This window comes from Streptomyces sp. RLA012 (genome assembly GCF_056270325.1).
On the sequence record NZ_JBWDPA010000002.1, the window covers coordinates 11390355 to 11415513 of the forward strand.

Here is a 25159-nt window from a genome sequence, read left to right on the forward strand (position 1 = left end):
GTGATGAGTCGACGCACGGTCGTCGGAAGAGACCACCAAGGAGAGACATGAACAACCTTCGGCGCTGGGCCGCGTCCGTGTCCGTTCTGATCATGGCGGGGGCGGGCACCGCCATCGCCACCCCCGCCAGTGCCGCTCCTGCCGCCGGATGCTACGGGTCGACCTGCGAGGGCAAGGACCCCAACCAGTACTGCGCGGGCGACGCGACTTCCCCGGTGGGCGGGGTGTGGCTCGGCCAGGCGTACGTGGAACTGCGCTACAGCCCGAGCTGCCGGGCGGCCTGGGCGCGTATCTCCCATGCGAACTACGACACCCTCGACCAGTTCACCCCGTATGCCACTGTCCACCGCAACTCCGACGGTCGCGAGTACACCTGCGCCGTGCCGACCACGGGCACGGGCTGCTACACCAAGATGGTCAACGACATCAACGTCACTTCCTACGCCAGGGGTATGTGGGACAGCGGAGCGCGAATCTACGAGGGCCGGACCTCCGCGTACTGATCGCGGGCGACGGCGCGGGGCGGGGCGGGGCGGGCGACGGGAGTCCGCGGCCCGCCCCGCCAACTGCCGTCTCATCGGCGGTGGTTGCGGTGCCGAGGAGTTGGGGGCACACGGGCACGAGGCGGTCGAGAGGACTTGGTGGAAGGGCGCGGCCGGCGTCGTGGATCAGTAGTTCGGTCAGGTCGGTGGAGCGGTGACAGCGCAGGGAGACCAGGTAGCCGTCGTCCTCGGCATGGGCGTTTACACGGGCGACGAAGACCGGTTCGCCGGGGCTGGTCAGCCCGTCCGGGCCCGCGACGACGGCGGTGCTGTCCAGGGAGGTGGTCGTGGCGACACCGAGCCCGATCGGTCCGCGCCGGCGTTGGGCCATGGTGAACCGGGCCACAGATCAGGAGTCCACGACCCAAAATCGATGCGCCGTATGGGCGCGGCCTATGTATTTCCCTCCCGAAGAGACGGTCAGCGGTCTACGGTCGGCAGGGCGTCCGTCTCGGTATGCCGCTCGGAGGCGGGTCAGGATGTCGCGCAAGCGGGACGGGATCTTCGGACACAGGGCACAGGACACAGGACACAGGACACAGGGCGTTTGGCGCCAGGCGTCTGGCGTGCGGCGCATCGTTGTCGTCGCAGTTCGACACGAAAGCGCTGTTTCGGTGAGGACCCGATGCTCAGCCGACTGGACGCCGAGGCGCTCGGAGCTGGCGGCGGCTTCGCCAACTCATGAAGTGGGATTGACATGCCTGATGGATGGCAGTGGGACAGCACGTTGTTCCAGGGAAGTGCGGCGTACTACGAGCGCGGTCGGCTGCCGTACGCCCCGGGCTTCGCCGAAACACTGACCACGGTCCTCGGCATGGACGGCCGTGGCCGACTCCTCGACGTCGGCTGCGGGCCGGGCATCGTACTGCTGCCCATGGCGCGGTTTTTCGCCGAGGTGGTCGGCGTTGACCCGGATGAGGACATGCTGGCCGAGGCCGACCGGCAGGCCAGACATCGCGGGGTGACCAATGCGCGTTGGGTGGCTGCCCGCGCCGAGGACCTGCCGGCCGGTCTGGGTGAGTTCCGAGTCGTGGTTTTCGCCCAGTCCTTCCACTGGACGGATCGTGACCGTGTCGCCGCCACCGTGCTCAAGATGCTGGAGCCGGGAGGGGCGTTCGTCCACATGAGCGACCTCAAGAATCCGCCCGCCGAACCGACGCCGCTACCGCTACCGCGGCCCGCGCCCCCGTACGCGCAGATCGGCGACCTGGTGCGTCGATATCTGGGACCGGTACGCCGAGCGGGGCAGGGAACGCTCGTCAACGGCACACCGAACCGGGAGGACCTCGTCCTGGCACGCGCCGGTTTCGAGAACTTCGAACGGCATGTCGTTCCGGCCGGGGAAGTGGTCGACCGCACCGCGGACGATGTCGTGGCGTGGGTGTTCTCCTGCTCGAGCTCCGCCCCTCACCTCTTCGGTGACCGACTGGAGGACTTCGAGCGGGAACTGCGCGCGGTGCTGCGGCAGGCGTCACCCGGCAACCGCTTCGCGGAGCACCTTCCGCCGACCGAGATCATGATCTGCCGCAAGCCGCACGGCGAACGGTGACGGCAACAGTGCGACGGCCTGCGGCCCGTCCTTGCGACGAGTGCAGGAAATCGTCGTCCGTCCAGTAACGCGTTGAGCGCGTTGAGCGCGTTTAACGCGTTCTTGGTTCGGAGAAGGCGGCGCGTACACGGGCAGGACCACCATGCCCGATCGTCTCGTGTTGGTCGTCGCCGTAGAGCTCGCCGGGCAGCTCCGGCACGATTCGGCGCGCGGTGGCGTGACCGCCGGACGGCGCAGGAATTCGGTGGTCGCCACGGCGGCGACCACGGCGGCGACCGCGTCATCGGTGGCCAGGTGGTGGATCCCTTCCACCTATTCCTGGACGCTCTCCGGGTAGTCGACCTTCCCCCCCCACGACCACCACCCGCCGCGCGCTGTCGTGCGTCCACCTGGGCTCCTCGCCACGCGGGCTCCAGGACCTTGTGGATCGTGTGCGAGACGTCCGAGCGCCGGCGCTCCCTCGGCCGGCGCGAGGCCCCCACCGGTAGTCGCGTACCGTGGAGTCGGTTCGATCCCCGGCGCTGCGCCGCCGATCCGCCTTTGGGCCCCACTCATCGTGGCGACTCGGTCGCGCCTCGACTTGACCAGCTCGTCGTACCGCTGCCGGGTCACACTGCCGACCATCGCAGGCATCCGTACCGCCAACTCACCTCCTGCCCTCGGCACTTGGCGCCATCCGGCGGCCTTCGGCCATCGGCAAGAGCGCACCGCAGCGGCGAGTGCAGCACCCGGCGCCATCGGCGCGAGCGGCAGTCCGACGAACAGAACACCGCCGTCGACTTCGCCCACGGCATCAGCGGGCCACCGCGGCCGCAGCACAACCGCTGCCTGGCATCGCGGCCCTCAACCGTGAGCAGCCCACGGCTTCTTACGGGCAGCGGAGCCGCACAGCCAGGAAGGACGGCTGGCTGTGGGTCTTGTCATAGCGACGTGGGTCAACCAGCCGAGCTGCCTCTGTGGCCCGCGGTTCCACCAGCCTTTCCAGCACGAACCCGGCGCCGAGAAGCTCACCGAGGAACTGTTCCAGCGTCATCCGCCAGTAGCTGATGGCGAACCCCTCGCCGATGGGCAGCTCAACCCGCTCATCGGTGAAGTAGGAATCGCCGAAGTAGGTCCAGTCGCCGGTGGGGTGTGTGGTGGACACGAGCAGGGTGCCGCCTGGCCGCAGTATGCGCCGGATCTCGGCGAGTAGTTGTCCGCGTGCGTCGATGTGGTGATAGACGAGGGCCATGACGGCCAGGTCGAACGACTGGTCCGGAAGGAAGGCCAGCGGCTCCTCCAGATCATGCTGATGCAAGACGGCACCGTCGCCCAGCCGCTCCTGCGCCGCACGCAGCAGGGTCTCGCTCCCGTCGACACCGACGACCTGCACGGCCCCGACTTCAGTAACTCGGCGGCGTAGTGACCGGCCCCACATCCAAGATCCAAAACTCGTAATCCGGTTACGTCACCGGCCAGCCTCAGCATGGCCGGCCGATCGGTATGTGCGTTATACGTGTGGTCCGTAGCGAGGGTGGCGAAGTGCTTGCCCATATCACCGCGGTATGCGGTCTCGGCTCTCATGCCGTCATCCTTGCAACAGCCGCCACCACCTCACCAGGCAGTTTCTGTTCCACCGACACGAGGTCCGCCATTACCCGTGCTCCCAAGGCGTCGCCTGCCAGTCCACGTAGCCGGCGACCGCTTTGTGACAGGCGCTGAGCTTGAGTCTCAATCTCGACAAGGCGGGTTGTACCGTTTCCCGGATTCGTCCATGACGAGGTGACCGGTCAGGCATAGCCTCTCGTGCATGCTCCGCACCACTCCGCCCCGCCCGGTCGATGTCACCGTGTACTTCCCCGAACTCGCACCACTGGCCCGCAGCGCCGTACGGCTGCACCCCCGCACCGGCGCCCCGGCGGCGGCGGACAGTTCGATCGGCGGCCCGCTGCTGTGGCCGACACGGGAACCCTGGCCCACCTGCCCGGAGCACGGCGGCCCTCGGCAGGATGGGGTCGCGCCCGAGGACGTACGGCTGCGGCGACGGATTCTGGCCGAGGCGTGGCGTCGGCCCAGGGAGGAAGGCGCCGACCTGCTGAGCGCGGAAGAACGCGCGACAGTCGACCGCATCAGCAAGAGCTCGCGGATCCCTCAGGACGGCGCGGTCCCGATGGTGCCGGTGGCCCAGCTCTACGCTGCGGACGTGCCTGGTCTGCCATGCCCGGAGGGTGCTGATCTGCTGCAGCTACTGTGGTGCCCGTTCGACCACGACGAGGACTATCTGCCCCGGACCGAACTGCGTTGGCGGACCACCGCCGATGTCACCGACCCGCTCGGCGCTGCTCCGCAGGCGTCGGTGATCGGCAACGACGACTACCTGCCCGAACCTTGCGTGCTGCACCCCGAGACGTTCACCGAGTACCCAGCCCCGCACGAGCTGCCCGAGGAACTGGCGGAGCGGATCGAGGCTTGGGAGGAGCAACGGGACTTCGACTACCAGTACGACCTCGGTGTCTCCCCAGGCTGCAAGGTCGGCGGCCACGCTCCGTGGAGCTTCTCCGACCCGTTCCCCATGGTCTGCCCCGAGTGCGGCTCGGACGTTCGTCCGCTGCTCACCATCGACGGCAGCGAGTGGGACGGCGGCAGCAGGAGCTGGCGACCAGTCGAAGACGCCGGCTACGTCGGCCTGCACTTCCTCGGCCCGGCCAATGCGACGCAGCTCAACATCGGCCGCGGGTACAGCCTGCAGCTGTACGTGTGCACGGCTTCCTACGACCACCCACATGTGCAGAACATGCAGTGACATGGCGAGTACAGCCGTCGAACCCACCCAAGGCCACGAAGCCCAGCAGAGTTTGCGAGCGTCAGCTCGGACGCCGCTTCTTATGGCGAGGCGCCTGTACGTCTGGACTGACGCGGCCCTAGGGTTACCGGACTTGGTTGTCCAGGGAGGGGGAGCTCAGTGAGTCCTGAGCGGTGGTCCAGGATCATTTATATCGCTCTTAGCATGGTTTCGGCCGTAATATTCACGGGATTGATGATTGCCCTGTTTAGGGCTGGAGAGTGAAGCATGATCCTGGCTGCAAGCACCGCGCGTCAGACCTTGCTTCGTCCGCTGAGGCGGCGGTGGGCGACGAGGGCGGCGGCCGTCGTTACGAAGCCGAGGAAATGCTCGGGCTTGCGTTCGTAGCGGCGATGCAGGCGTCGGCAGCCGGCCAGCCAGGACACGGTTCTCTCGACTACCCAGCCGTGTCGGCCCAGTCGTTTGAAGGACTCGATACCTTTGCGGGCGATGCGCTGGCGGATGCCGCGCTGTCGGAGCCATCGGCGTAGGTAGTCGTAGTCGTAACGCTCGTCGGCGGGCCGACGTCGGCGAGGGCCACGACGGGAGCGGATGGGCGGTATGCCACGCACGAGCGGCTGCAGGCCGACGCTGTCATGGGTGTTGGCGGCGGAGATGCCCAGTGACAGGGGCAGACCGTTCCGGTCGGGCCGCCCACCGCGATCCGCGCCGTTTCACTGATCCCGACCGGCTCGACATCGGCCGTGACACGACCGGTCACCTCGCCCTTGGCCACGGCATCCACTACTGCCTTGGCGCACCTCTGGCCCGACTGGAGATCGAGACCGCGCTGACTGCGCTCCTCGACCGCCTCCCGCGACTCGCACTTGCCGTACCGGAGAAGGAACTCCGATGGCGACCGTCGATGCGATCCCGGGGGCTGCTCGCCCTCCCAGTGATGTACTAGGGCGTGTCCGATGGGTCGCATTCGATTCAGACATTCAACGGCCCTTTTGACATGCCGCCCGTCGGTGTTTCATCGATCCGCTAGTGTTCGTTTATGTTGCAGACGAGATTCACCGATATGTTCGGGCTTGCCCATCCGGTGATGTCGGCCCCCATGGCCCTGCACAGCGGCGGGACACTCGCTGCCGCGGTCTCCGCCGCCGGAGGGCTCGGCTGTTTCGGGGGTACGCATCCCTGGAAAGGGCCCGACTGGATCCGTGCGGAGATCGCCACCATCCGTGCCACGACGGACCGGCCGTTCGCGGTCGGGTTCATTACGCCGTTCCTCCCTTTCACCGAGCCGCTGTTCGACGCCACGCTGGAGGAGCGGCCGGACGTCGTCGCATTGTCGTTCGCCGATCCCCGGCCGTGGCTTGCCCGGGCCAAGGACGCGGGAGCCCGGGTGATGTGCCAGGTCCAGAACTACAAGGACGCCGAGGCGGCGGTTGCCGCAGGCGTCGACGTCCTCGTGGCGCAGGGCAATGAAGCCGGCGGTCACACCGGGACGATGGGCCTGCTGCCGTTTCTGACCGGGATCGTGCGGAGGTACCCCGATGTCCCGGTGCTGGCCGCAGGCGGCATTGGGGACGGACGAACGCTCGCTGCCGTCCTCACCGCCGGCGCGGACGGTGCCTGGCTGGGCACGGCATTCCTTGCCACACCCGAGGCGGTCGAGGTGCACGACCTCCACAAGCGCCTGATCGTCGAGAGCGACGGGGGCGACACCGTGTGGACACGGGCCTACGACATCGTGTCAGGACTGCCGTGGCCGACCGGTATCGGCGAACGCGTCCGCCGCAACCGGTTCACCGACGAGTGGTCGGAGCGCGCATCAACACTGCGGGATCGCGCGGAGGAATTCAGGCCTGCGGAAGGTGCCAACCCCTTCGGGGCACCGCCCGACCCCGACACGGGTGAGATCATCTACGGCCAGTCCGCTGCCTTCGTCGATGGCGTGCGCCCGGCCGCTGATGTGGTCCGCGCGATCAGCGACGAGGCCGAGGCGATCCTGGACTCGCGGCCTCGCTCGCTGCTCGGCCGACCGGCAACCTGATCGGCGTGGCAGTCGGCCCCGATGGAACGGCCGCACACGCCCGTGCTGTGTGGCCCGGACCCTCAGAATCCAAGGCGCCGCACCCATGGATACGGCACGTTTCATCAGGCGTGTCGTCGCGCATGGCAGCACACCAGGTGTTCGGGGTGTCGGGAGCGGAGCCAAAGACGTACGGCAGCAAGGGGCACCGTGCTGTGAAAGACGTCGGCGGTTCCGCAGTTCGCCGAAGTCGAACTCGCGTCGCGCCTCCAGACCGACGATCAGGAAGAACATCGTCATCAGGCCGCTGTTCACCCAGTCGCACAGGTCCAGGCTCGTCGACAGCGGGCTGACCCGCACCGGCAGCTACCACGTACAGAAGGCGTCGTACCCGGCCGCCGTTCCTCGGGTGTGGCCGCGCTGTAGAAGACGTGCTCGCGGGCGTGCCGCAGTGAGGCGAGCAGGGCATGTGCTTCGGCGGCCAGCGGATGTTCCCGAGGCCCGCGGGCACCGTGGATCCACCAGACCTCGCGGTTGCTGCCCCGGGCGGCAAGTTCGCGCGACATGGCCGGCACCGGCGTGAGGCCGGTACCGGCGGAGATGAGGTGAACCGGGCCGGTGCCCTCGGTGAGGACGAAGTCGCCGCGAGGGGCGGTGACTTCGAGGATCACGCCCGGCCGGAGTTTCGTGGTCAGGCAGCTGCTCGCGGTGCCGTGCGGCTCGTGTTGGACGCTGATCCGGTAGTAGCCGGCATCAGGCACCGAGGACAGGGAGCAGCTGCGCACCGGGGCGGGCCGACCTGCGCCGGAGATCCGCGGCGTCGGGTACTGACCCGCGCGGGCAGCCGGGAGGCGGGTCCCGTCGGGCGCGGCGAGGTGGAGCGAGGTGACCGTCGTGCTCTCGGTGATGACGTCGGCCACGCGCAACGCGCGGAAGCCGTTCCAGACTGGGCCGGTGGCAGTGCCTGAGCTGTCGGCAGCGGCGAGCAGTTCGCGGAACGAGCCCTGCCAACCTGGACCAAGGACAGGAACCTGCAGGGCGAGGCGCAGCTTCGCAGGGTCACGGTCAGGGAGGTGCAGCAGCGCGTCGGTGTCGGTCACGCTCAACGCGCCGGGACCGGTCCTGGCCTTCACGATCTGGTCGCCGGCCTGGATGTGGCTCTCTTGGACGACCCGCATGTGGAAGCCAGGTCGGTGGTGGCTGACGAGCGGCACGGGCAACTCAGGTTCACCGAGGCGCAGGGCGACGCGGTAGCAGATGACCCGCGGCTGGGTGACTTCGAACTCGGCCTCGCCGATGCGGTGGCGGTCGCCGATGCAGACCTCGTCGTCGGGCAGTTCGCCGACGGTGAGGTTCTCCCCGAACTGGCCGTAGCCGTAGCCGTAGCCGTAGCCGTAGCCGTAGCCGTAGCCGAAGTCGTCGTCGCGCACGCCGGTGTGGACGGTCCTGCCCGGCCACGGCACGTCTTTCGGCATGCCGACGTTCACCGACAGCAAGGTGGGCATCGGTCGCTCCTCCCTGTGGTGCCGGCAGTGCCTGTCATGGCTGCCGGGCGGCGGTCGTCTCGTCGAGATCGAGGTTGCGGTCGACGCCGTGCGGGACGACGGTCTGGCCCGGCTCCAGCCGCAGTCGGACGCCGTCGAGGTACACCTCGATCTGGTCCGGCTCGAACGACACCAGCCCAGAGATGCGGCGCACCTCGGTCCAGGCGTCCTCGTACGACCAGGCCGCGCGGCGGGCGACTGCGATGTCGTAGTAGCCGGCCAGGCCCTTGTACGGGCAGAAGGTTTGGCCTTCGACCGGGGTCAGCGCGGACCCGTCGACGTCGGCGCGCGGCACGTACCAGCGTGGCGCGAACTCGGACTCGTACAGCACCAGGGGGCGGGTGGTGTCGGCGACGGCCCGCTCGCCGCTGCGGACGACCAAATGGCGGCTGGTCGTACGGATGTCGATGCGGTGGTAGCTGTCGGCCGCGTGGCCGACGATCCGCTCGTCCTCTTCGTAGAAGGCGTCCATCGCCCGCCAGGCGAAGGCCACCCGGCCTTTCAAATCCCTGGCGTGGTCGGGTAGTTCGCTGTATTGCCAGGCCGCGCGCTGCTTGCTCTGGGACCCGGCGCGGACGGTGTACCAAGCTGTCGGTCCGAGGTCACGGTGCCGGGTGGTGTGCTCGCCCGGTTGCAGGACGTCGGCGGTGATGTCGCCGAGCGGGAAGTAGGCCACCGGATAGCGGCCGGGCTCGTGCAGCAGCACGACGTCCTCGCTGTCGGCGATCCACGCGTCGCCGAACCGGACGCGCATGCGCCGGCGCAGTGGTTCGGCGAACAGCATCCTGTCGGGCAGCGGATCGGGGACCAGGAACCGGCCGACCGCTCCGGGGGCGAGCGGTCCTTGCTGCCAGGAGAGGCCCATCGTTTCGTTCCTTTCCGGTTGGTCCGGGTGAGGTCAGGTGAGCGGCTCGCCGCCGTCGACGTGCAGTGTCACGCCGGTCAGGAAGGTGCTGGTCATGGCGAACAGGACGGCATTGGCGATGTCGTCGGCGGTGCCGATGCGCCGTACGGGGTTGCGGGCGCTGATATCGGCGAAGTAGTCCACCTTGCCTTGCTCGCCCCGGGCGTCCCAGGCGCCGGTGTCGATCACTCCGGGGGAGACGGCGTTGACCCGGACCGGGGCCAACTCCAGGGCGAGGGAGCGGGCCAGGACTTCGACGGCACCGTTGGTGATAGCCACCGCCAGGGTCCCGACCGCGATCTTCGCCGCGGCGACACCGGAGAAGAGGGTGAACGATCCGCCCTCGTCGATGCGGGGGCCAAGGTGCTTGGCCAGCATGAGCGGGCCGATCACCTTGGTGTCGAACGAGAGCCTGACCGCGTCCCGGTCCAGGTCGGCGAGGTGACCACGGACGTGGTCGACGGTGCCGAGCCGCTTACCGAGGGCGGCGATGGAGGCTTCGTCGGTGAGGTCGACGGTCTCGGTGGTGATGTCGGGTTCGCCGGCGTAGGCGTCTGCGAGGGCGTGCCGGTCGCGGCCGGCGGCGATGACGCGGGCTCCCGCGTCGCGGGCGGCGAAGGCGACGGCGCGGGCGAGCCCGCCGCCCCGTCCGATGACGAGGACGGTCTCGTCCTTCAGTGGTCCAGTCATCACTTCAGTGGTCCAGTCATCACAGTGTCCTTTCGAGGAAGCGGCGGATGCAGCCCGCCGCGGCGTCGAGATGGCTTTCGAGCAGGAAATGGCCGCCGTCGAGCAGACAGATCTCGGCGCCGGGTGCGTCGTCGGCGAAGGCGAGCGCGCCCTCGGCGCGGAAGATCTCGTCGTTGCGGCCCCAGACGGCCAGCAGCGGTACCCGGCTGTCGTGCAGGTAGGCGTGCAGCTTCGGATACAGCGGGAGGTTGCTCGCGTAGTCGGCGAACAGTCGCAGCTGCACCAGGTCGTTCCCGGGCCGGGACAGCAGGGCGAAGTCGTGGTACCAGGTGTCCGGGCTGACCAGGCTCTCGTCCGGCACGCCGTGCAGGTACTGCCACCGGGTGACCTCCAGGGTCAGCGCCTGACGCACCGCCGCCTCGGTCCCCGGGTTCTGGTTCTGCCAGTACGCGCGTACCGGCTTCCAGAATTCCTCAGCGAAACCCGCCTCGTAGCCGTTGCCGTTCTGGGTGACGATGGCCGTGACCGCGGCCGGATCCGACAGGGCGAGCCGCCAACCCACGGGCGCCCCGTAGTCCTGGACGTACAGGGCGAACCGGCGGACCCCCAGCTGTCCCAGCAGGCCCGCGGTGAGGTCCGCGGTGAGGTCCGCGAGGGCGTCGAAGGTGTAGTCGAACTCGTCCGTCGGCGGGGCGTCGGACAGGCCGAAGCCCAAGTGGTCCGGGGCGATCACGTGATACCGGTCGGCCAGCAGCGGGATCAGGTTCCGGAACATGAACGAGCTGGTGGGGAAGCCGTGCAGCAGCACCACGGTGGGCGCACCGACCGGTCCCGCTTCCCGGTAGAACAGCCGCTGTCCACCGACGGTGGCGTAGCGGTGATGGATTGCGTTCACGGCTGCTCCGTTCACTCGCGGCTCACTTGAAGCCTGCGCCCGGCGGGACAGCAGCCGCATCCGCCACTGGCTGGCCATCGCCGCCAGCGCGCTCAGGGGGACAGCGTGGTGGCGTGCGTGTGCCCGTGGATCCTCCGGGACGGAGACGCTCGGCGGCGATGACGGGCCGCCGCGGCGAGTGCGGGGTGCTCGACCGGCCGATCGGATCGGTTCGCGCAGGTGAGAGCCGGGCGCTGTTGGTGCACGGCGAACCGGGCGTGGGCAAGACCGCGTTGCTGGAGTATCTGGCTGTTCAGGCGCTGGGCTGCCGTGTGGTGCGCGCCGCCGGAGTCCAGTCGGAGATGGAGCTCGCATATGCCGGGCTGCACCAGCTGTGCGCGCCGGTGCTGGACCGGCTCGAGCATCTCCTGGCGCCCCAGCGTGATGCGCTGCGGACCGCCTTCGGCATGAGCGAGGGGCCGCCGCCCGACCGGTGGCTGGTCGGGCTGGCCGTGCTCGGTCTGCTGTCCGAGGTTGCGGAGCAGCGGCCGCTGATGTGCCTGGTCGACGACCAGCAGTGGCTCGACCGCGCCTCGGCGCAGGTCCTTGCCTTCGTCGCGCGCCGCCTGGGCACGGAGTCGATCGGCTTGGTCTTCGCGGCCCGTGTCGAGAGCGGCGACCTTGCCGGGGTGCCGGACCTGGCGGTCGAGGGGCTGCGGGAGGCCGATGCGCGGGCACTGCTGGATGCGGTGCTGACCGGGCCGATCGACGCGCGGGTGCGGGACCAGATCGTCATCGAGGCGCGGGGCAACCCGCTGGCATTGCTGGAGCTGACCCGGGGACTGGCGCCGGTGGAGCTGGCCGGAGGGTTCGGGCTTCCCGGCCTGGTACCGCTCTCCGGCGGCATCGAAGAGACCTTCCTACGGCGGATCGGTGCCCTTCCCGAGCAGACCCGACGGCTGCTGCTGATCGCGGCGGCCGACCCGTCGGGCGACCCGGCACTGGTGTGGCGGGCAGCCGGCCTGCTCGGGATCTGCTCCGACGCGGCTGTATCCGCGGCCGATGCCGGTCTGGCCGAGTTCGGCACACGAGTGCGGTTCCGTCACCCGCTGGCCCGCTCGGCGGCCTACCGGTCGGCATCGGCCCAGAACAGGCACGAGGCGCACCGTGCCCTGGCCGAGGCCACCGACCAGCAGCTCGATCCCGACCGGCGGGCCTGGCACCGCGCGCAGGCCGCCCCGGGGCCGGACGAGGACCTCGCCGCCGAGCTCGAACACTCGGCCGGCCGGGCCCGGGCACGCGGCGGCCTGGCCGCCGCAGCCGCATTCCTGAAACAGGCGGCAACGCTCACGCTCGACCCGGCCCAAAGGGCCGGCCGGGCGCTGGACGCCGCACAGGCCACGATCCAGGCAGGAGCCTTCGACACGACTCGGGACCTGCTGGCGATGGCCGAATCCGGCCGGCTCAGCGACTTCCAGCAGGCAAGTGCGGACATGATGCGGGCCCAGCTCGCGTTCAACACCAGCCGGGCCGGTGAAGCCCCGACACTGCTGCTGAAGGCGGCCAGGCGGCTCGAACCCATCGACGCGGACCTGTCCCGAGCGACCTACCTGGACGCGGTGTCCGCCGCGATCTTCGCAGGCCGCCTGGCAAGCCCAGGAGGTCATGTCCTGGAGGCGGCTCGCGCGGCCACCGCGGCACCCCCGCCGCCGCACGCCCCGCGCGCTCCGGGCGGAGACCTCCCGCTGGAGACAGGCGACGAGGAACTCGGTGTGTGTCCAGGTCTCCTTCAAGGCGCGTTCGGCCAGCCGCTCTGCGGCGTCCAGCAGGGCCGGGGCCTTCATCGCCCGGGCCAGGAAGGACAGGTCGGCGGCGGTCTGACGGCCTGTTCTGGGCCCCGCCGCGGTGGCGGTCTTGGTGGTGGCGGGCATCAGGAGACCTCCGGATCATCGGCTTGGCCGCCGCCCTCGATGAGGGTGAACATGCGGTCGTAGGAGCCGAGTTGGCGTTGTTCGACCTCGACGAGATCACTGGCGGTGGCAGCGTTGTGCCGGCTGGCGGCCCGGGCCTGGGACGCTTGGTGATGGCGGTAGTCGCCGCGCAGGAGGGCAGCGGCGCGGGCATGGACGGGATCGGTGATGGTCTGCTGCTTGGCCCAGCACCGCGGGTGGCGGGCGACCTCGGCCCCGCCGGGCGTGAGGGTGACGATGACTTCGTCGGTGTCGGTGCGGACCTGGACTTTCTTGCCGATGGCCAGGGCGTGTACGGAGTAGTCGCAGGTGTCGACGCGGATGTAGTGGTCGCGGCCGATGCGGGTGGCGAAACGCCACCAGCGCGGCGGATCGACCGGCGGCAAAGTGAGCATCTGGGCCCGGTCGGCCTCCCACCGGTCGACCGGCCGGGCGCCCAGGGTGCGGTGCTGGCGCCGGTTGGCGATGGCCAGCCAGGCGGTCAGCTGGGTGTTGAAGTCCTCGGGTCCGGTGAAGGTGCGGCCCGGAAGGAAGCTGGTCTCCAGGTAACCGTTGGCCCGCTCCACCAGCCCCTTCGCTTCTGGATCGCGGGGTCTGCAGAGGTAGATCCGGGTGGCGAGCAGGCCCGCGAACGCGGCGAAGTCGCCGGTCACCCTGCCGCGGCCGATGCCGGCCTCGTTGTCCCAGACCAGCATCCGCGGAACCGCATTCCAGCCGGTCAGAAGCTTCCAGTGCCCGCCGATCAGGTCGCCGGTGGTGCGGGTGGGCAGCATCCGCGCGGCGATGATCCGCGAGTAGCCCGAGACCATCACGAGCACCGGCGGCCGACCGGACTGCCCGTAACCGAGCGGGATGTCGACCGGCGGGAACCACAGGTCGCACTGGGCCAGCTCGCCGGGCTGATAGGTGGTGCGCGAGACCGGATCGACGGGCAGATAGGCCGGCCGCAGCTCGCGTACGCGTTCCTTGAGGACGGTCATCCCGCGCTCCCAGCCGATCCGCTCGGCGATCACGGTCGCCGGCATCGTCGGAGTCTGCTTCAAAAGCTCCCGGATCTGCGGCTCGACCGCGTCGACCGCCGAGCCCTTCGGCGGCCGGGAGTAGACCGGCGGCCGGTCCGTGGCCAGCGCCCGCTTCACGGTGTTCTTCGAGATGCCCAGGTGCCGGGCGATCGCCCGGATCGGCATCTGCTCGGCCCGGTGCAGCCTGCGGATCTCTGCCCAGTCCTCCACGGAAATCACCCTCTTCTCCTGACCTTCGATCAAGATCAGGTTGGTCAGAAGACCACGAAGTGGGGTCAGTTTTGATCCGCCGTCAGAGGGTCACGATTCACCCGTCGCCGACAAGCGGAACTTGGATCTTGATGCAATGCCGCTAAGTTAGGTGGCTCGGATGAGTTGCGGTGTGGGTGGTCCGGTGTGTTTGAGGGCTACGTCGGTGGGGCGTTTCACGCGGTAGGAGTTGTGGCGGGCGCGTTTGATGACGCGGGGGTAGGTGCGGTGGCGACGCCGGGGGTTGGGCCGCTCGGTGATCTCGGCGAGGGTGTGGGCGGTTGCCGTGGGCAGGTGTTCAGGGGGGAAAGGCCGCCTGGTCGGTGACCTGGCGGCGGACGACGCGGACGGAGCGGGCGAATGACAGCCGGTCGGGGTCGTGGCCTGCTTCGTCCGCGGCCTGGCACATCAGGTCCCTGACCGCGTAGTGCGCCAGGAGCAGTCCGTAGATCTCCTGCTCGACCATGTCGGGAGACTTGCTGCGCAGGATCTGGCCGCCACCACGCAGATGCGTCTTGATCTCGTCCAGCGCCGACTCGTGCTCCCACCGCTGGGCATACGCGGTGGCCAGCTCGGTGGCGCTGATCCGGGCGGGGTCCAGGACGGTGGTGATCAGGCAGACCAGTTCCCCGTCGGGATTTCGGTCGGGCACGGTGAACTCCACGGCCCGCACCAGCTGCGCCTGTTCCCCGGGCACCTCCTGCCCGGCCCGGGCGGCGGTCAGGAGTGCCTGGCGGCGCGCGGTCTTGACCGACGGGTCGAAGAGCAGGCCCAGGTAGGAGCCGTCGGGCAGGGCACGAACGACGGGCAGACTCACACCGGCGCCGATCCTCCACACCAGGGCAGCGCCGGTGGCGGCGGCGTCGTGCCACAGCTGCCAGCTGTAGAAACCGGCGTCGGCCAGCAGCAGCATGTCCGGCTCCAAAGCGTCCAGCACACCGGCCGCCAGCGTACGCTCCCCGGTCCGGCAGCCGCCGATTTCCGCCGCGACCACAGCGTGGGTACCGCACTCGGACAGGGTGACCAGGTGCACCTTGGGAAAGGCCGACGCCTTGGGCCCGGAGTTCATCCGTCCGAACGCGGCCACGTTGGCCTCGGTGTCGGCCGCGTCCAGGCCGGTTCCGTCGATCGACATCAGCCGCAGGCCGGCCAGCCACGCGCCCTTGGTGCCGTGTCCGGCCGCCGGGACCGCCGCGCGTCGGAACAACTCCCGCAGCGGTTCGGCCCCCAGCCGGGCCCTGGCCTGCGCGATCGCCGAAGTGCTGGGCACCTGCCAGTCGTCACTCCACGAGCCCAGATGCCGCAGGGAACCGACCAGTTGGCGCATGACCTCCTCCGACCCGCTCCCGAAGAACAAGCCCTGCGCGATCACGTAACGGATCATCACATGAGCGGGAAGCCGCCGCACCCGCCTCTCCCGCCGACCCGTGACGTCCAGGACCTCCTCCAGCAGATCCCGGGGAAACGTACGGGCGAGCACACCCAACTCGATGTGGTCCGTCAGCCGCCCGCCCGACGGCTCGTCCCCACTGACCTGCCCAACTCGCGCCACGAACCGCACCCTAGCGAGACGGCTGCCCCCCTGCCCCATCGTCAGGCGGACGACACGAGCCGCCTAACTTAGCGGCATTGGATCTTGATGCTTTCAGATTTGGCGAACCCCGATGGCTACGGCGGAAGCTTCGAGTTTTCAGGGTCCTGGGTGCGCTGGTGGGGCGATTTCTTGTTTGTCACGGTCTTTGGCGTTATTTTCATCCTTGCGGCGCTCCCTTTTGTGATATTGGTAGTCTTTTGAGTGGCCGATCCAATCAAGCGCGTCATTCAGACGCGTAAGCGCGGGCACAGCTAATTCCACCAGGCGCCAACATTGCCCCCTGGTGCAATCCGTCTCTCCCGCCCGCGCAAGGGAGGCTTCAACCGTGCCTGCGAATACGTCCTATGCGCCACCGAGCAGCCCATAGGCACAGCTCGCAACCCCGGCCTTGTACGTCAGAGCGGCCCGCTGAAGTGTGTAGTGGCCAAGTGCGGTCACAACCAACTGCGGCACTCAGAGGGTTGAAGTCTGGCCATTGACCGGTGAGGAGCGTGCGGCTCCAGACTGTTACTCGGGTTCAGGCTCTGCCAAGCCGATGCTGGGAAGGCAGTGATGCCGCTGAACTGACACCCACCCGGTAAGTACACCTTGGCGCACTCCTTGCTGCCGGCAGCGACGTAGTACGTGCGGTCGAAGCACACCGCTTGACGTCGGCCAGGTCGAAAAAATCGGTTACGACCGCACGCTGTGGCCAACGCCCACAACCGAACTCGGCGACGCGCACGAGCTCCTGGGCCAGGTTCGCCTGCGGGCGACGTGCGGTGGTCAGGTGAGACCGAGCTGACGCAGCATGCCGAGCTCATCGCTGCTGCCCCAGCGCTCGACCATTTTCCCGTCGGCGAACCGGCTGATCTGCATGCCTCGGTAACTCACCGTCTTACCCGTCGGGCTGTGCCCCATCAGTTCACCGAGATGTGTGCCCGTGATGGTGTATGCGAGCGCGATTTCGTCGTCGGTGGTCATGACGTGCTCGACCTCGATGTGCAGATCGGGGAAGGCCCGCCTCATCGTGGCAAACATCTCCTCATACCCTTCGGGTCCCGGAACCTGTCCTGGGGCCGGGTCGTGGTCCACAGAGTCGGGCGCCACGCATTCCTCGAGCTCGCCGAGGTGGTCACTGTTCACCGCTGATCCGAAGCTCTCCAAGACGGCGACGTTGCTGCTGCGCGACATGACGCGCTCCTTGACGTTGCAGTCCTGGGCGCATACACATCCAGGATGTGCAGTCGCCCCTTCCTCCCCTCCACGATAGGTCTGGCGGCCTGAGGCGGCCTGCTGGAACGAGAGGTGAAGACCCTCGCGAGTATTCGCGGGCAGGCAAGCCGAGAATGCGACAACCCCGCGCTTCTGGACTGCGCCGATGTCGCCTGGAGCGTGTCTCTTTGTTGGGCTGCTCAGCTGATCGGATGTGTCGGATATGTCTGTACGGCTGCTGATCAGTGATGCGATGTGGGACCGGATCGAGCCGCTGATGCCGGCGGATCCGGTCCGTGGCCGCCGGTGGGCCAACCACCGGCGGATGTGGGAGGCCATCGCGTGGAAGTACCGCACCTGCTCGCCTTGGCGAGACCTGCCTGACGAACTCGGGTCCTCCCAGACCGCGGACAAGCGGCGGATCCGGTGGGCCGGCGACGGCACTTGGGAACGGATCCTCGCGGCCGTCCTGGCCACGGCGGACGCCGCCGCCGACATCGGCTGGACAGCATCGGCGGACTCCACCGTCTGCCGCGGTCATCAGCACGCTGCTGGAACTCGGGAAAAGGGGCGGCCGGGCGGCCCGACCGCCACGAGTTCGCCCGCTACTACCCGCGTTCCCATGGAGCGCTCTATCCGGAAGAGACCACCCGCCCTACCCGAAACAGGCCCGCCCAGGACTTCCGCCTCGTCCCCCTCCCGCCCTATCAGCCGAGTGCCCCCTGCCGGCACTGGACCTGTGCCGTGGAGTCGAGGAATGCGGGGCTGAGCAAGCCGCCTCTCAAGCAAGTCTCGAATGCGCCCGGTGCTTCCCCCAGGCCCGCACCCCGGCGGCAACGAAGGCAAGGGTGATGGTCGCGATCCCCGAGGCAGCCAGCACCAGCCGCGGGCCCAGGGCGGCGGTCAGGGGGCCTCCGAGCGCGGTGCCCACAGGCGCGGCGGTGAGAAGGGCGGCGCCTCGGGCGGCCAGAACCGTGGTCAGCCACGCTGCCGGGGTGCGGTCCTGGAACAGGGTGAAGGACAGCGCAGTGAAGGGTCCGTAAATCAGGCCGCCCAGAGCGAAGCATGCGACGGAGACGGATACCGACGTTCCCAGACCAAAGGGCACGAGTGTCAGGCCCCAGCCGGCGACGATGCCCAAGGTGACCGGCCAGAGCCCCGGGTTCGACGTAATTCGGGGGTTCTGGAGGCAGTGGCAGGGTGAAACTGCTGGTCAAGTGCGCGTGGGCTGGAGTCGCACGCGAAAGTGCCTAGAGACACGATTTCCCTGATTTTTCTGCACTGGCCTGGCCTTGTCCCGTATGGTCTGGAGTCGTGTATGTGAGGACGACCAAGCGGGAGAACAAGTCCGGGACGGTGCGCTACCTGCACCTGGCCCACAACGAGTGGGACCCGATCAAGGGCCGGGCCGTGCCGAAGGTGCTGTTCACCTTCGGCCGGGAGGACGAGTTGGACCGCGACGCGATCCGGCGCCTGGTCGCGTCCTTGTCGCGCCTGCTGGAGCCCGGCGAGGCCCTGGCCGTGAACGCCGTGCCGGGGCTGGAGTTCACCGGCTCGGTCCCGTTCGGCGGCGCCTACGTCCTGGACCACCTGTGGCACCGACTGAAGATCGACCAGATCGTGTCCGGGGTCGGGCAGCCCAAGCGGGGCCGGCCCCGGGACATGTCCGTGACCGAGCGGGTGCTGTTCGCGCTGGTCGCCAACCGCGCGCTGGCCCCCTCCTCGAAGCTCGCGGCTGCCGAATGGATCACCCACGACGTGCACATCGACTCGTTGCCCGAGGCAGGCGAGCAGTCCTGCTACCGAGCGATGGACTGGCTCCACGAGGTAAAGGACGACCTGGAGAAGCAAGTCTTCGACGAGGTCGCGCACCTGCTGAACCTCGAGGTGGACCTGCTGTTCTTCGACACCACCAGCACCTACTTCGAGCTGGAGGAGCCGGACGAGCCCATCGCCCGCGACGGGAAGGGCCACCGCTTGAACGACGCCGACGATGAGAGCCCGGGCGACGGGGACGTGGCCAAGCCGGCGGGGTTCCGCACGCACGGCAGGTCGAAGGACTCCCGCGACGACCTGCCACAGATCGTGATCGGCATGGCCGTCACCCGCGACGGCATCCCGGTCCGCGTCTGGTCGTGGCCCGGCAATGCCTCCGACCAGACCCTGATCCGGCAGGTCAAGGACGACATGCGGGACTGGACCCTCTCCAAGATCGTGTGGGTCGCCGACCGCGGCTTCTCCTCCGACCGCAACCGCCGGTACCTGCGCAGCGGCACCGACGCCTACATCATCGGCGAGAAGCTCCGCACCACATCCCCCGAGGTCAAGCAGGCCCTGTCCCGGCAGGGCCGCTACCAGGACATCACCGGGAACATGCGTGTCAAGGAAGTGCGGATCAGCGACACCGAACGGTTCGTCATCTGTCACAACCCCGAAGCCGCGGTCCGTGACCAACACATACGCGAGCAACTCGTCGCCCAGCTCACCGAGCTGATCGCCGACTCCGACAAGCTCAGCGACTTCAAGCGCGGCGAACTGCGCGGCAAGATCGCCGACAAGCCCGGCCTGAACCGCTACCTGCGCACCACCCCCGCCGGCAAGCTCCGCGTCGACCAGGCCAGGATCAAGACCGAGGAGAACCTCGACGGCAAGTACCTCCTGCGATCCTCCGACCCCAAACTCTCGGCCGAGGACATCGCGCGCGGCTACAAGGCTCTCCTGGAAGTCGAACGCGGCTGGCGCGACATGAAGCAGATCATCGACCTGCGGCCGGTCTACCACCGGCTCGAGGAACGCATCCGCGCCCACGTCCTGCTGTGCTGGCTCGCCCTCCTGCTCATCCGCATCGCCGAGACCACCACCGGCGACACCTGGCCCCGGATCCGCCGCGAACTCGACCGTCTCCACCTGGGCACCTTCACCGGCCCCGCCGGCACGTTCCAGCAGGTCACCACCCCCACCAAGCCTCAACAGGACCTGCTCACCAAGCTCGGCATCCCCGCGCCCAGGCAGATCGCCAGCCTTCAGCCCGCACCGCGCTGACCAGCCATAACACCACCGCCTAGAGACACGCCCTCCAGGCGGTCACAGTCATGTTCCCGCAGGCCAGGCCGCACTTTCGGCTCTCTAGGCCGCCGAATTATGTCGAACCCGGGAGAGCGGGAGTTTGCGCAGGGCACCGGCAGCCAGGGCGCCAAGACAGGCACCCACCCCGAAGAGTGTCCAGTACAGCCCGAGCAGGCTTGCGCCGGAGTGAAGATCATCGGTGACGTGCAGCGGGAGCGCGACCTCTACGGGTCCGTAGAGGAAGTTGAAAAACCACGTCAGGGCGAGAACCCCAAGAAGTTCGGGCTGCCTGCGCAACAAGTGCAGGTCGGCCACCGATCGGCCGGTGTCGATCGGCACAGCCGTCGGTATCGCCTTGGTCAGGTCGCCCAGCCGGCCGACCTGGACGGCAAGGATGGCGAAGGACGCGGCGTCGAGGCCGATGATCCAGGCTGGGCTGACGACAGTCGCAAGGAATCCGGCGAGTGCGGGACTGAACCGTTCCGGGTTCGGTAGAGACTCTAGATTGTGGCTGTGACCTGCTGTTTTTGCGTGTTCTGGTAGTGGGTGGTTTCGTATTCGGCGGGTGGGACGTGGCCGATCTCACCGTGGAGTCGACGGTGGTTGTACCAATCGACGTACTCAGCGGTGGCCAACTCGACGTTGCTCAGGGCTTTCCAGGGCCGCTGCGGCTTGATGAGCTCGGTTTTGTAGAGCCCGATGGTCGATTCCATCAGGGCGTTGTCGAGGGCGTCCCCGACGGTGCCGATGGACGCGGCGATCTGTTCGGCGGCCAGGTGGGTGGCGAGCCGGAAGCTGGTGTACTGCGATCCGGCATCGGAGTGGTGGATCAACTCCCTTGCGGTGACGGGGTTTCCGGCCCGGTCACGCTGCCACAGCCCCATTTCCAGTGCGGACAGCACCAGCGGGGTCTGCTTGTTCGTCGCTGCGGACCAGCCGACGATCCGGCGGGAGAAGGTGTCGACGACGAAGGCGACGTAGACAGTGCCGGACCAGGTGGCCACGTAGGTGAAGTCCGCGACCCATACCCGGTTCGGAGCACTGGCCACGAACTGCCTGCTGAGCCGGTCCGGAGCCCGCTCGGCGTCCCTGTCCGCCACTTGGGTGGTGACGACCTTCTTGCCGCGCACCGCCCCGACCAGGCCCTCGGCCTTCATCAGCCGCTCGACGGTGCACCGGGCCACCTGATGGCCCTGGCGCTTGAGCTCGGCCCAGATCTTGCGGGCTCCGTAGACGCTGTAGTTGTCCTGGTAGATGCTGACGATCAGCGGCGCCAGTTCCGCGTCTCGCAGGGCACGGGCCGACGTGGGACGTTTCTTGTACGCGTAATAGGTGGACGGGTGGATGCTGCAGTCGTGCTCGGTGAGCGTCCTGCAGATCGGCTCGACTCCGCCGAAGCGGTCCCGGTGCTCGTCGATGAACGCTACGAGCGTGTGTGTGGCCGGTCGAGCTCGGCCGCGAAGAAACTCGCTGCGGCCTTCAGGATCTCGTTCGCCCGCTTCAGCTCGGCGACCTCTTTCTTGAGCGCTTTGAGCTGGGCGGATTCCTCGGTCGTGGTCCCGGTCCGGGCACCGGCGTCGACCTCGGCCTGACGCACCCAGTTCCGCAGGGACTCCGGCCCGATGTCGAGCTTCGCTCCGATCGACCGGATCGCCGCGGACTCCGTCTTGTACTGATCACGCGTATCCAGGACCAGACGCACGGCCCGCTCCTTGAGCTCCTTCGGGTATTGCTTCGCCATAACGGACTCGATCCTTCCAAAAGATCGAGCCTCGATCAAACCCGGAACGGTTCAGGACCGACGATGACGGACGCCGAGGTGCTTGAGCTGACCAGCGCGTTCGCGGCCAAACGCTGGTCCGCGGGGAACATCTGGGAAAGCAGTGAGTACTTTCCCGCGCTGCCCCAGGCATGCAGCACCGACGATCCGGCGAGCAGAACGACATAGAGAACCGGGTGCAACACTCCCGCAGCCCAGGCCAAGGGCACACAACCGAGAAGCAACGCGCGGAGCCAACTGTCTGCAGCCAACAACCGCCGGGGAGGCAGACGACGCAGCCAACGGCCGAAGACCAGCGCTCCAGCGGCCCCGGGGAGGGCATAGGCGGCAACCGCAGCGCCGACGACCAGTCCGGACTGATCAGGAGGCGCGATCAGCACGGCGAGCCACGCCACGGCGACCACACTCATCCCATCACCGAGGTCGGAGGCTGCCAGGGCCGGCAAGAGCCGTCGGAACTCGAAATGAGCGAACAGCGGCTGATACGTCTGCGGCAGCAGGCGAGTTCTCGGTGGGAGGGTCACCCGGTCAGATTCGTGGTTCAAACGCGTTGGAAGTCAAGGGGGATCAGTACGAGAGCTGGGCATCGGTGAGGGGCCTCGCGTTTCCCGGACAGGAGTCTGACCGTCTATTTCACGCGGCGATTCGCAACTTCTCGTACTCGGCGTGGACTTCGCGCGGAGGGCGGTAACCCACCGCCGAGTGGAGGCGTTTGCGATTGTACCAGAATTCGATGTATCGAGTGATGTCCTGCCGGGCGGCTTCGCGAGTCAGGTAAGTCACCCTTGATGCACGCTCGTTCTTCAGGGAACCGAAGAAAGATTCGGCCATGGCGTTGTCGAAACAGATCCCGGTGCGGCCGGAAGATCTGCGGAGTCCAAACCGGTCGAGCGTCTTCCCGAACTCGGCTGACATGTAGTTACTTCCGCGGTCGGAGTGAAAGATCGCGCCAGCCGAGAGGCTCCTGTTCCGTGCCGCGTTGCGGATCGCCCTGGATATCAGTGGGGTTTGGTAGTGGTCGTCCATCGCGTAACCGATGACTTCCTTCGTGCAGCAGTCGATTACCGTCGCGAGGTACAGCCAGCCTTCCCCGGTCGCGATATAGGTAATGTCGCCGACGAGCTTTTCGCCGGGTGCGTCCGCGGTGAAGTTGCGGCCGACGAGGTCCGGCACCTGGCCGGCCGCGGCCTTGGTGAGGTTGAACCTCTTCGGCTGTGGCTGGCAGGGCTCAAGTCCCAGCTCGCGCATCAGGCGGCGGACCAGTTCCAGGCCTGCGCTGATGCCCCAGCGGTGCAGCTGGGCCTGGATGCGACGGTGGCCGTAGGTGCTGTCGGACATGTCGAAGGCTTTCTTGATGAGCAGTTTCAGTTCCTCGCGCCGCTGGGCCGTCGTGGATTCCGGGCGGGATCGCCAGTCGTAGTAGCCGGATCTGGAGACGCCGAGTCGGCCGCACATGAACTCGACGCTGTATGCGCACTCCGCAGTGTCGAGCCGCATCTCATCGATGAACTCGTACTTGCTTGCTACCGGGGATCCTTCGCGAAGTACGCCGCGCATTTTTTCAGGAAGGAGTTTTCCATCTCCAGCTCACGGTTCCGCCGTTCGAGTTCCTTCAAGCGTGCCCGCTCGTTCACCGTCAATTCTGCATCGGGAGCCGGTTCCTGCTGCTTCTGGTGCTTCTTCACCCAACCGCGTAGCGTCTCCGAGTTCAGCTCAAGCTCCCGGGCAACTTCGGAGATCGTCTTGCTTGACCTCAACGCGATCTGGACGGCTTCCTCGCGGAACTCCGGCGAGTACTTACTGGGTGGCGCCACTTCTTCCTCGTTTCCTGTTCAGGACAACCCTATTGGGTCCCTGTCCGGAAACTTCGTGGCCCCTCACGGTCACCTTGCGCGGCAGGTCAAGATGCAATGCCGCTAAGTTAGGTGGCTCGGATGAGTTGCGGTGTGGGTGGTCCGGTGTGTTTGAGGGCTACGTCGGTGGGGCGTTTCACGCGGTAGGAGTTGTGGCGGGCGCGTTTGATGACGCGGGGGTAGGTGCGGTGGCGACGCCGGGGGTTGGGCCGCTCGGTGATCTCGGCGAGGGTGTGGGCGGTTGCCGTGGGCAGGTGTTCAGGGGGGAAAGGCCGCCTGGTCGGTGACCTGGCGGCGGACGACGCGGACGGAGCGGGCGAATGACAGCCGGTCGGGGTCGTGGCCTGCTTCGTCCGCGGCCTGGCACATCAGGTCCCTGACCGCGTAGTGCGCCAGGAGCAGTCCGTAGATCTCCTGCTCGACCATGTCGGGAGACTTGCTGCGCAGGATCTGGCCGCCACCACGCAGATGCGTCTTGATCTCGTCCAGCGCCGACTCGTGCTCCCACCGCTGGGCATACGCGGTGGCCAGCTCGGTGGCGCTGATCCGGGCGGGGTCCAGGACGGTGGTGATCAGGCAGACCAGTTCCCCGTCGGGATTTCGGTCGGGCACGGTGAACTCCACGGCCCGCACCAGCTGCGCCTGTTCCCCGGGCACCTCCTGCCCGGCCCGGGCGGCGGTCAGGAGTGCCTGGCGGCGCGCGGTCTTGACCGACGGGTCGAAGAGCAGGCCCAGGTAGGAGCCGTCGGGCAGGGCACGAACGACGGGCAGACTCACACCGGCGCCGATCCTCCACACCAGGGCAGCGCCGGTGGCGGCGGCGTCGTGCCACAGCTGCCAGCTGTAGAAACCGGCGTCGGCCAGCAGCAGCATGTCCGGCTCCAAAGCGTCCAGCACACCGGCCGCCAGCGTACGCTCCCCGGTCCGGCAGCCGCCGATTTCCGCCGCGACCACAGCGTGGGTACCGCACTCGGACAGGGTGACCAGGTGCACCTTGGGAAAGGCCGACGCCTTGGGCCCGGAGTTCATCCGTCCGAACGCGGCCACGTTGGCCTCGGTGTCGGCCGCGTCCAGGCCGGTTCCGTCGATCGACATCAGCCGCAGGCCGGCCAGCCACGCGCCCTTGGTGCCGTGTCCGGCCGCCGGGACCGCCGCGCGTCGGAACAACTCCCGCAGCGGTTCGGCCCCCAGCCGGGCCCTGGCCTGCGCGATCGCCGAAGTGCTGGGCACCTGCCAGTCGTCACTCCACGAGCCCAGATGCCGCAGGGAACCGACCAGTTGGCGCATGACCTCCTCCGACCCGCTCCCGAAGAACAAGCCCTGCGCGATCACGTAACGGATCATCACATGAGCGGGAAGCCGCCGCACCCGCCTCTCCCGCCGACCCGTGACGTCCAGGACCTCCTCCAGCAGATCCCGGGGAAACGTACGGGCGAGCACACCCAACTCGATGTGGTCCGTCAGCCGCCCGCCCGACGGCTCGTCCCCACTGACCTGCCCAACTCGCGCCACGAACCGCACCCTAGCGA

General features: G+C 68.1%; 22 protein-coding genes and 4 pseudogenes. 9 read left to right on the forward strand and 17 right to left on the reverse strand.

Annotated elements, in window-relative coordinates:
- Positions 1–47 precede the first annotated feature (47 nt).
- On the forward strand, positions 48–503 hold the full coding sequence (locus RV986_RS51820) for a DUF2690 domain-containing protein (protein ID WP_475924059.1): 456 nt from the start codon (positions 48–50) through the stop codon (positions 501–503).
- Here RV986_RS51820 and RV986_RS51825 read toward each other — a convergent pair.
- Positions 433–873, reverse strand: a complete 441-nt coding sequence (locus RV986_RS51825) for a carotenoid oxygenase family protein (RefSeq protein WP_475924713.1) — start codon at positions 871–873, stop codon at positions 433–435. The two genes, RV986_RS51820 and RV986_RS51825, sit on opposite strands and share 71 nt — an antisense overlap.
- Before the next feature lie 366 nt (positions 874–1239).
- Between RV986_RS51825 and RV986_RS51830 the strand changes: the two genes are divergently transcribed.
- Together RV986_RS51830 and RV986_RS51835 are read left to right on the forward strand one after the other, a co-directional pair.
- Positions 1240–2091 (forward strand): class I SAM-dependent methyltransferase, encoded by an 852-nt coding sequence (locus tag RV986_RS51830; protein WP_475924060.1) that lies wholly within the window; start codon positions 1240–1242, stop codon positions 2089–2091.
- Between the two features lie 142 nt (positions 2092–2233).
- The gene (locus tag RV986_RS51835) at positions 2234–2428 is read left to right on the forward strand and encodes a hypothetical protein (protein ID WP_475924061.1); all 195 of its coding nucleotides are present in this window, start codon (positions 2234–2236) and stop codon (positions 2426–2428) included.
- A 531-nt stretch (positions 2429–2959) separates the two neighbouring features.
- On the opposite strand, the gene RV986_RS51840 is transcribed toward RV986_RS51835, so the two are convergent.
- On the reverse strand, positions 2960–3463 hold the full coding sequence (locus tag RV986_RS51840; protein ID WP_475924062.1) for a class I SAM-dependent methyltransferase: 504 nt from the start codon (positions 3461–3463) through the stop codon (positions 2960–2962).
- A 417-nt stretch (positions 3464–3880) separates the two neighbouring features.
- Between RV986_RS51840 and RV986_RS51845 the strand changes: the two genes are divergently transcribed.
- Positions 3881–4873 (forward strand): hypothetical protein, encoded by a 993-nt coding sequence (locus RV986_RS51845; protein ID WP_475924063.1) that lies wholly within the window; start codon positions 3881–3883, stop codon positions 4871–4873.
- A gap of 293 nt (positions 4874–5166) precedes the next feature.
- Here RV986_RS51845 and RV986_RS51850 read toward each other — a convergent pair.
- Positions 5167–5586: pseudogene (locus RV986_RS51850) on the reverse strand (transposase); the annotation flags it as partial.
- On the opposite strand from RV986_RS51850, the pseudogene RV986_RS51855 reads away from it, so the two are divergent.
- Both RV986_RS51855 and RV986_RS51860 read left to right on the forward strand, forming a co-directional pair.
- A pseudogene (locus RV986_RS51855) lies at positions 5562–5819 on the forward strand (cytochrome P450); the annotation flags it as partial. The pseudogenes RV986_RS51850 and RV986_RS51855 overlap by 25 nt on opposite strands.
- A 93-nt stretch (positions 5820–5912) precedes the next feature.
- A complete protein-coding gene (locus tag RV986_RS51860; protein WP_475924064.1) occupies positions 5913–6911 on the forward strand; it encodes an NAD(P)H-dependent flavin oxidoreductase in 999 nt (332 codons plus the stop codon).
- Positions 6912–7106: 195 nt separating this feature from the next.
- Here RV986_RS51860 and RV986_RS51865 read toward each other — a convergent pair.
- The 5 genes and pseudogenes from RV986_RS51865 to RV986_RS51885 form a co-directional block, all read right to left on the reverse strand.
- Positions 7107–7229: pseudogene (locus RV986_RS51865) on the reverse strand (Na+/H+ antiporter NhaA); the annotation flags it as partial.
- Positions 7202–8395 (reverse strand): MOSC domain-containing protein, encoded by a 1194-nt coding sequence (locus RV986_RS51870; RefSeq protein ID WP_475924065.1) that lies wholly within the window; start codon positions 8393–8395, stop codon positions 7202–7204. The gene RV986_RS51870 and the pseudogene RV986_RS51865, both read right to left, overlap by 28 nt.
- 34 nt (positions 8396–8429) lie before the next feature.
- Positions 8430–9299, reverse strand: a complete 870-nt coding sequence (locus RV986_RS51875) for a DUF427 domain-containing protein (RefSeq protein ID WP_475924066.1) — start codon at positions 9297–9299, stop codon at positions 8430–8432.
- A 33-nt stretch (positions 9300–9332) separates the two neighbouring features.
- Positions 9333–10028, reverse strand: coding sequence for an SDR family oxidoreductase (locus RV986_RS51880; protein ID WP_475924067.1), 696 nt, complete (start codon positions 10026–10028; stop codon positions 9333–9335).
- A 19-nt stretch (positions 10029–10047) separates the two neighbouring features.
- A complete protein-coding gene (locus tag RV986_RS51885) occupies positions 10048–10923 on the reverse strand; it encodes an alpha/beta fold hydrolase (RefSeq protein ID WP_475924068.1) in 876 nt (291 codons plus the stop codon).
- Between the two features lie 158 nt (positions 10924–11081).
- On the opposite strand from RV986_RS51885, the gene RV986_RS51890 reads away from it, so the two are divergent.
- Positions 11082–12896: an AAA family ATPase gene (locus RV986_RS51890; protein WP_475924069.1), complete on the forward strand. Its 1815-nt coding sequence runs from the start codon at positions 11082–11084 to the stop codon at positions 12894–12896.
- Here RV986_RS51890 and istA read toward each other — a convergent pair.
- The 3 genes from istA to RV986_RS51905 all read right to left on the reverse strand — a co-directional run bounded on the left by istA (position 12833) and on the right by RV986_RS51905 (position 16910).
- Complete coding sequence (istA, locus tag RV986_RS51895; protein WP_475924070.1) at positions 12833–14113, reverse strand: IS21 family transposase; 1281 nt, start codon at positions 14111–14113, stop codon at positions 12833–12835. The two genes, RV986_RS51890 and istA, sit on opposite strands and share 64 nt — an antisense overlap.
- A 328-nt stretch (positions 14114–14441) precedes the next feature.
- Positions 14442–15695, reverse strand: a complete 1254-nt coding sequence (locus RV986_RS51900) for an IS4 family transposase (RefSeq protein ID WP_475918579.1) — start codon at positions 15693–15695, stop codon at positions 14442–14444.
- 807 nt (positions 15696–16502) lie between these two features.
- Positions 16503–16910: an ester cyclase gene (locus RV986_RS51905; RefSeq protein WP_475924071.1), complete on the reverse strand. Its 408-nt coding sequence runs from the start codon at positions 16908–16910 to the stop codon at positions 16503–16505.
- A gap of 244 nt (positions 16911–17154) precedes the next feature.
- Here RV986_RS51905 and RV986_RS51910 point away from each other — a divergent pair.
- A pseudogene (locus RV986_RS51910) lies at positions 17155–17497 on the forward strand (transposase); the annotation flags it as partial.
- 215 nt (positions 17498–17712) lie between these two features.
- On the opposite strand, the gene RV986_RS51915 reads toward RV986_RS51910, so the two are convergent.
- Entirely contained in the window at positions 17713–18072 is a 360-nt protein-coding gene (locus tag RV986_RS51915) for a hypothetical protein (protein ID WP_475924072.1), read from the reverse strand.
- A 173-nt stretch (positions 18073–18245) separates the two neighbouring features.
- Here RV986_RS51915 and RV986_RS51920 point away from each other — a divergent pair, with 173 nt between their 5' ends.
- Positions 18246–19973, forward strand: a complete 1728-nt coding sequence (locus RV986_RS51920) for an IS1634 family transposase (RefSeq protein ID WP_475922758.1) — start codon at positions 18246–18248, stop codon at positions 19971–19973.
- Between the two features lie 84 nt (positions 19974–20057).
- Here RV986_RS51920 and RV986_RS51925 read toward each other — a convergent pair whose 3' ends face one another.
- From RV986_RS51925 to RV986_RS51945, 5 genes are all read right to left on the reverse strand, one after another.
- A complete protein-coding gene (locus tag RV986_RS51925) occupies positions 20058–20555 on the reverse strand; it encodes an MFS transporter (protein ID WP_475924714.1) in 498 nt (165 codons plus the stop codon).
- Positions 20498–21738 (reverse strand): IS3 family transposase gene (locus RV986_RS51930; protein ID WP_475916178.1). Its coding sequence is split into 2 segments (ribosomal slippage): positions 20498–21465 and positions 21465–21738, totalling 1242 coding nucleotides; the frame shifts between segments, so codons are not numbered across the junction. Before RV986_RS51930 ends, RV986_RS51925 begins: the two co-directional genes overlap by 58 nt.
- A gap of 35 nt (positions 21739–21773) precedes the next feature.
- Positions 21774–22301, reverse strand: a complete 528-nt coding sequence (locus RV986_RS51935; RefSeq protein ID WP_475924073.1) for an MFS transporter — start codon at positions 22299–22301, stop codon at positions 21774–21776.
- A gap of 109 nt (positions 22302–22410) precedes the next feature.
- Positions 22411–23591, reverse strand: a protein-coding gene (locus tag RV986_RS51940) for an IS3 family transposase (RefSeq protein WP_475924074.1) whose coding sequence is annotated in 2 segments (ribosomal slippage) — positions 22411–23327 and positions 23327–23591 — 1182 coding nt in all. Because the reading frame shifts where the segments join, the coding sequence is not laid out codon by codon here.
- Between the two features lie 297 nt (positions 23592–23888).
- Positions 23889–25142 carry an IS4 family transposase gene (locus RV986_RS51945; RefSeq protein ID WP_475918579.1) on the reverse strand — a complete coding sequence of 418 codons (1254 nt, stop codon included), beginning with the start codon at positions 25140–25142 and terminating at the stop codon, positions 23889–23891.
- Positions 25143–25159 lie beyond the last annotated feature (17 nt).

Coding starts and splice junctions, on each gene's coding strand:
- RV986_RS51830 (WP_475924060.1), top strand. CDS start 1,240: ATGCCTGATGGATGGCAGTGGGACAGCACGTTGTTCCAGGGAAGTGCG.
- RV986_RS51820 (WP_475924059.1), top strand. CDS start 48: ATGAACAACCTTCGGCGCTGGGCCGCGTCCGTGTCCGTTCTGATCATG.
- RV986_RS51890 (WP_475924069.1), top strand. CDS start 11,082: ATGACGGGCCGCCGCGGCGAGTGCGGGGTGCTCGACCGGCCGATCGGA.
- RV986_RS51870 (WP_475924065.1), bottom strand. CDS start 8,395: ATGCCCACCTTGCTGTCGGTGAACGTCGGCATGCCGAAAGACGTGCCG.
- RV986_RS51835 (WP_475924061.1), top strand. CDS start 2,234: ATGCCCGATCGTCTCGTGTTGGTCGTCGCCGTAGAGCTCGCCGGGCAG.
- RV986_RS51875 (WP_475924066.1), bottom strand. CDS start 9,299: ATGGGCCTCTCCTGGCAGCAAGGACCGCTCGCCCCCGGAGCGGTCGGC.
- RV986_RS51905 (WP_475924071.1), bottom strand. CDS start 16,910: ATGTCGCGCAGCAGCAACGTCGCCGTCTTGGAGAGCTTCGGATCAGCG.
- RV986_RS51825 (WP_475924713.1), bottom strand. CDS start 873: ATGGCCCAACGCCGGCGCGGACCGATCGGGCTCGGTGTCGCCACGACC.
- RV986_RS51880 (WP_475924067.1), bottom strand. CDS start 10,028: ATGACTGGACCACTGAAGGACGAGACCGTCCTCGTCATCGGACGGGGC.
- RV986_RS51845 (WP_475924063.1), top strand. CDS start 3,881: ATGCTCCGCACCACTCCGCCCCGCCCGGTCGATGTCACCGTGTACTTC.
- RV986_RS51860 (WP_475924064.1), top strand. CDS start 5,913: ATGTTGCAGACGAGATTCACCGATATGTTCGGGCTTGCCCATCCGGTG.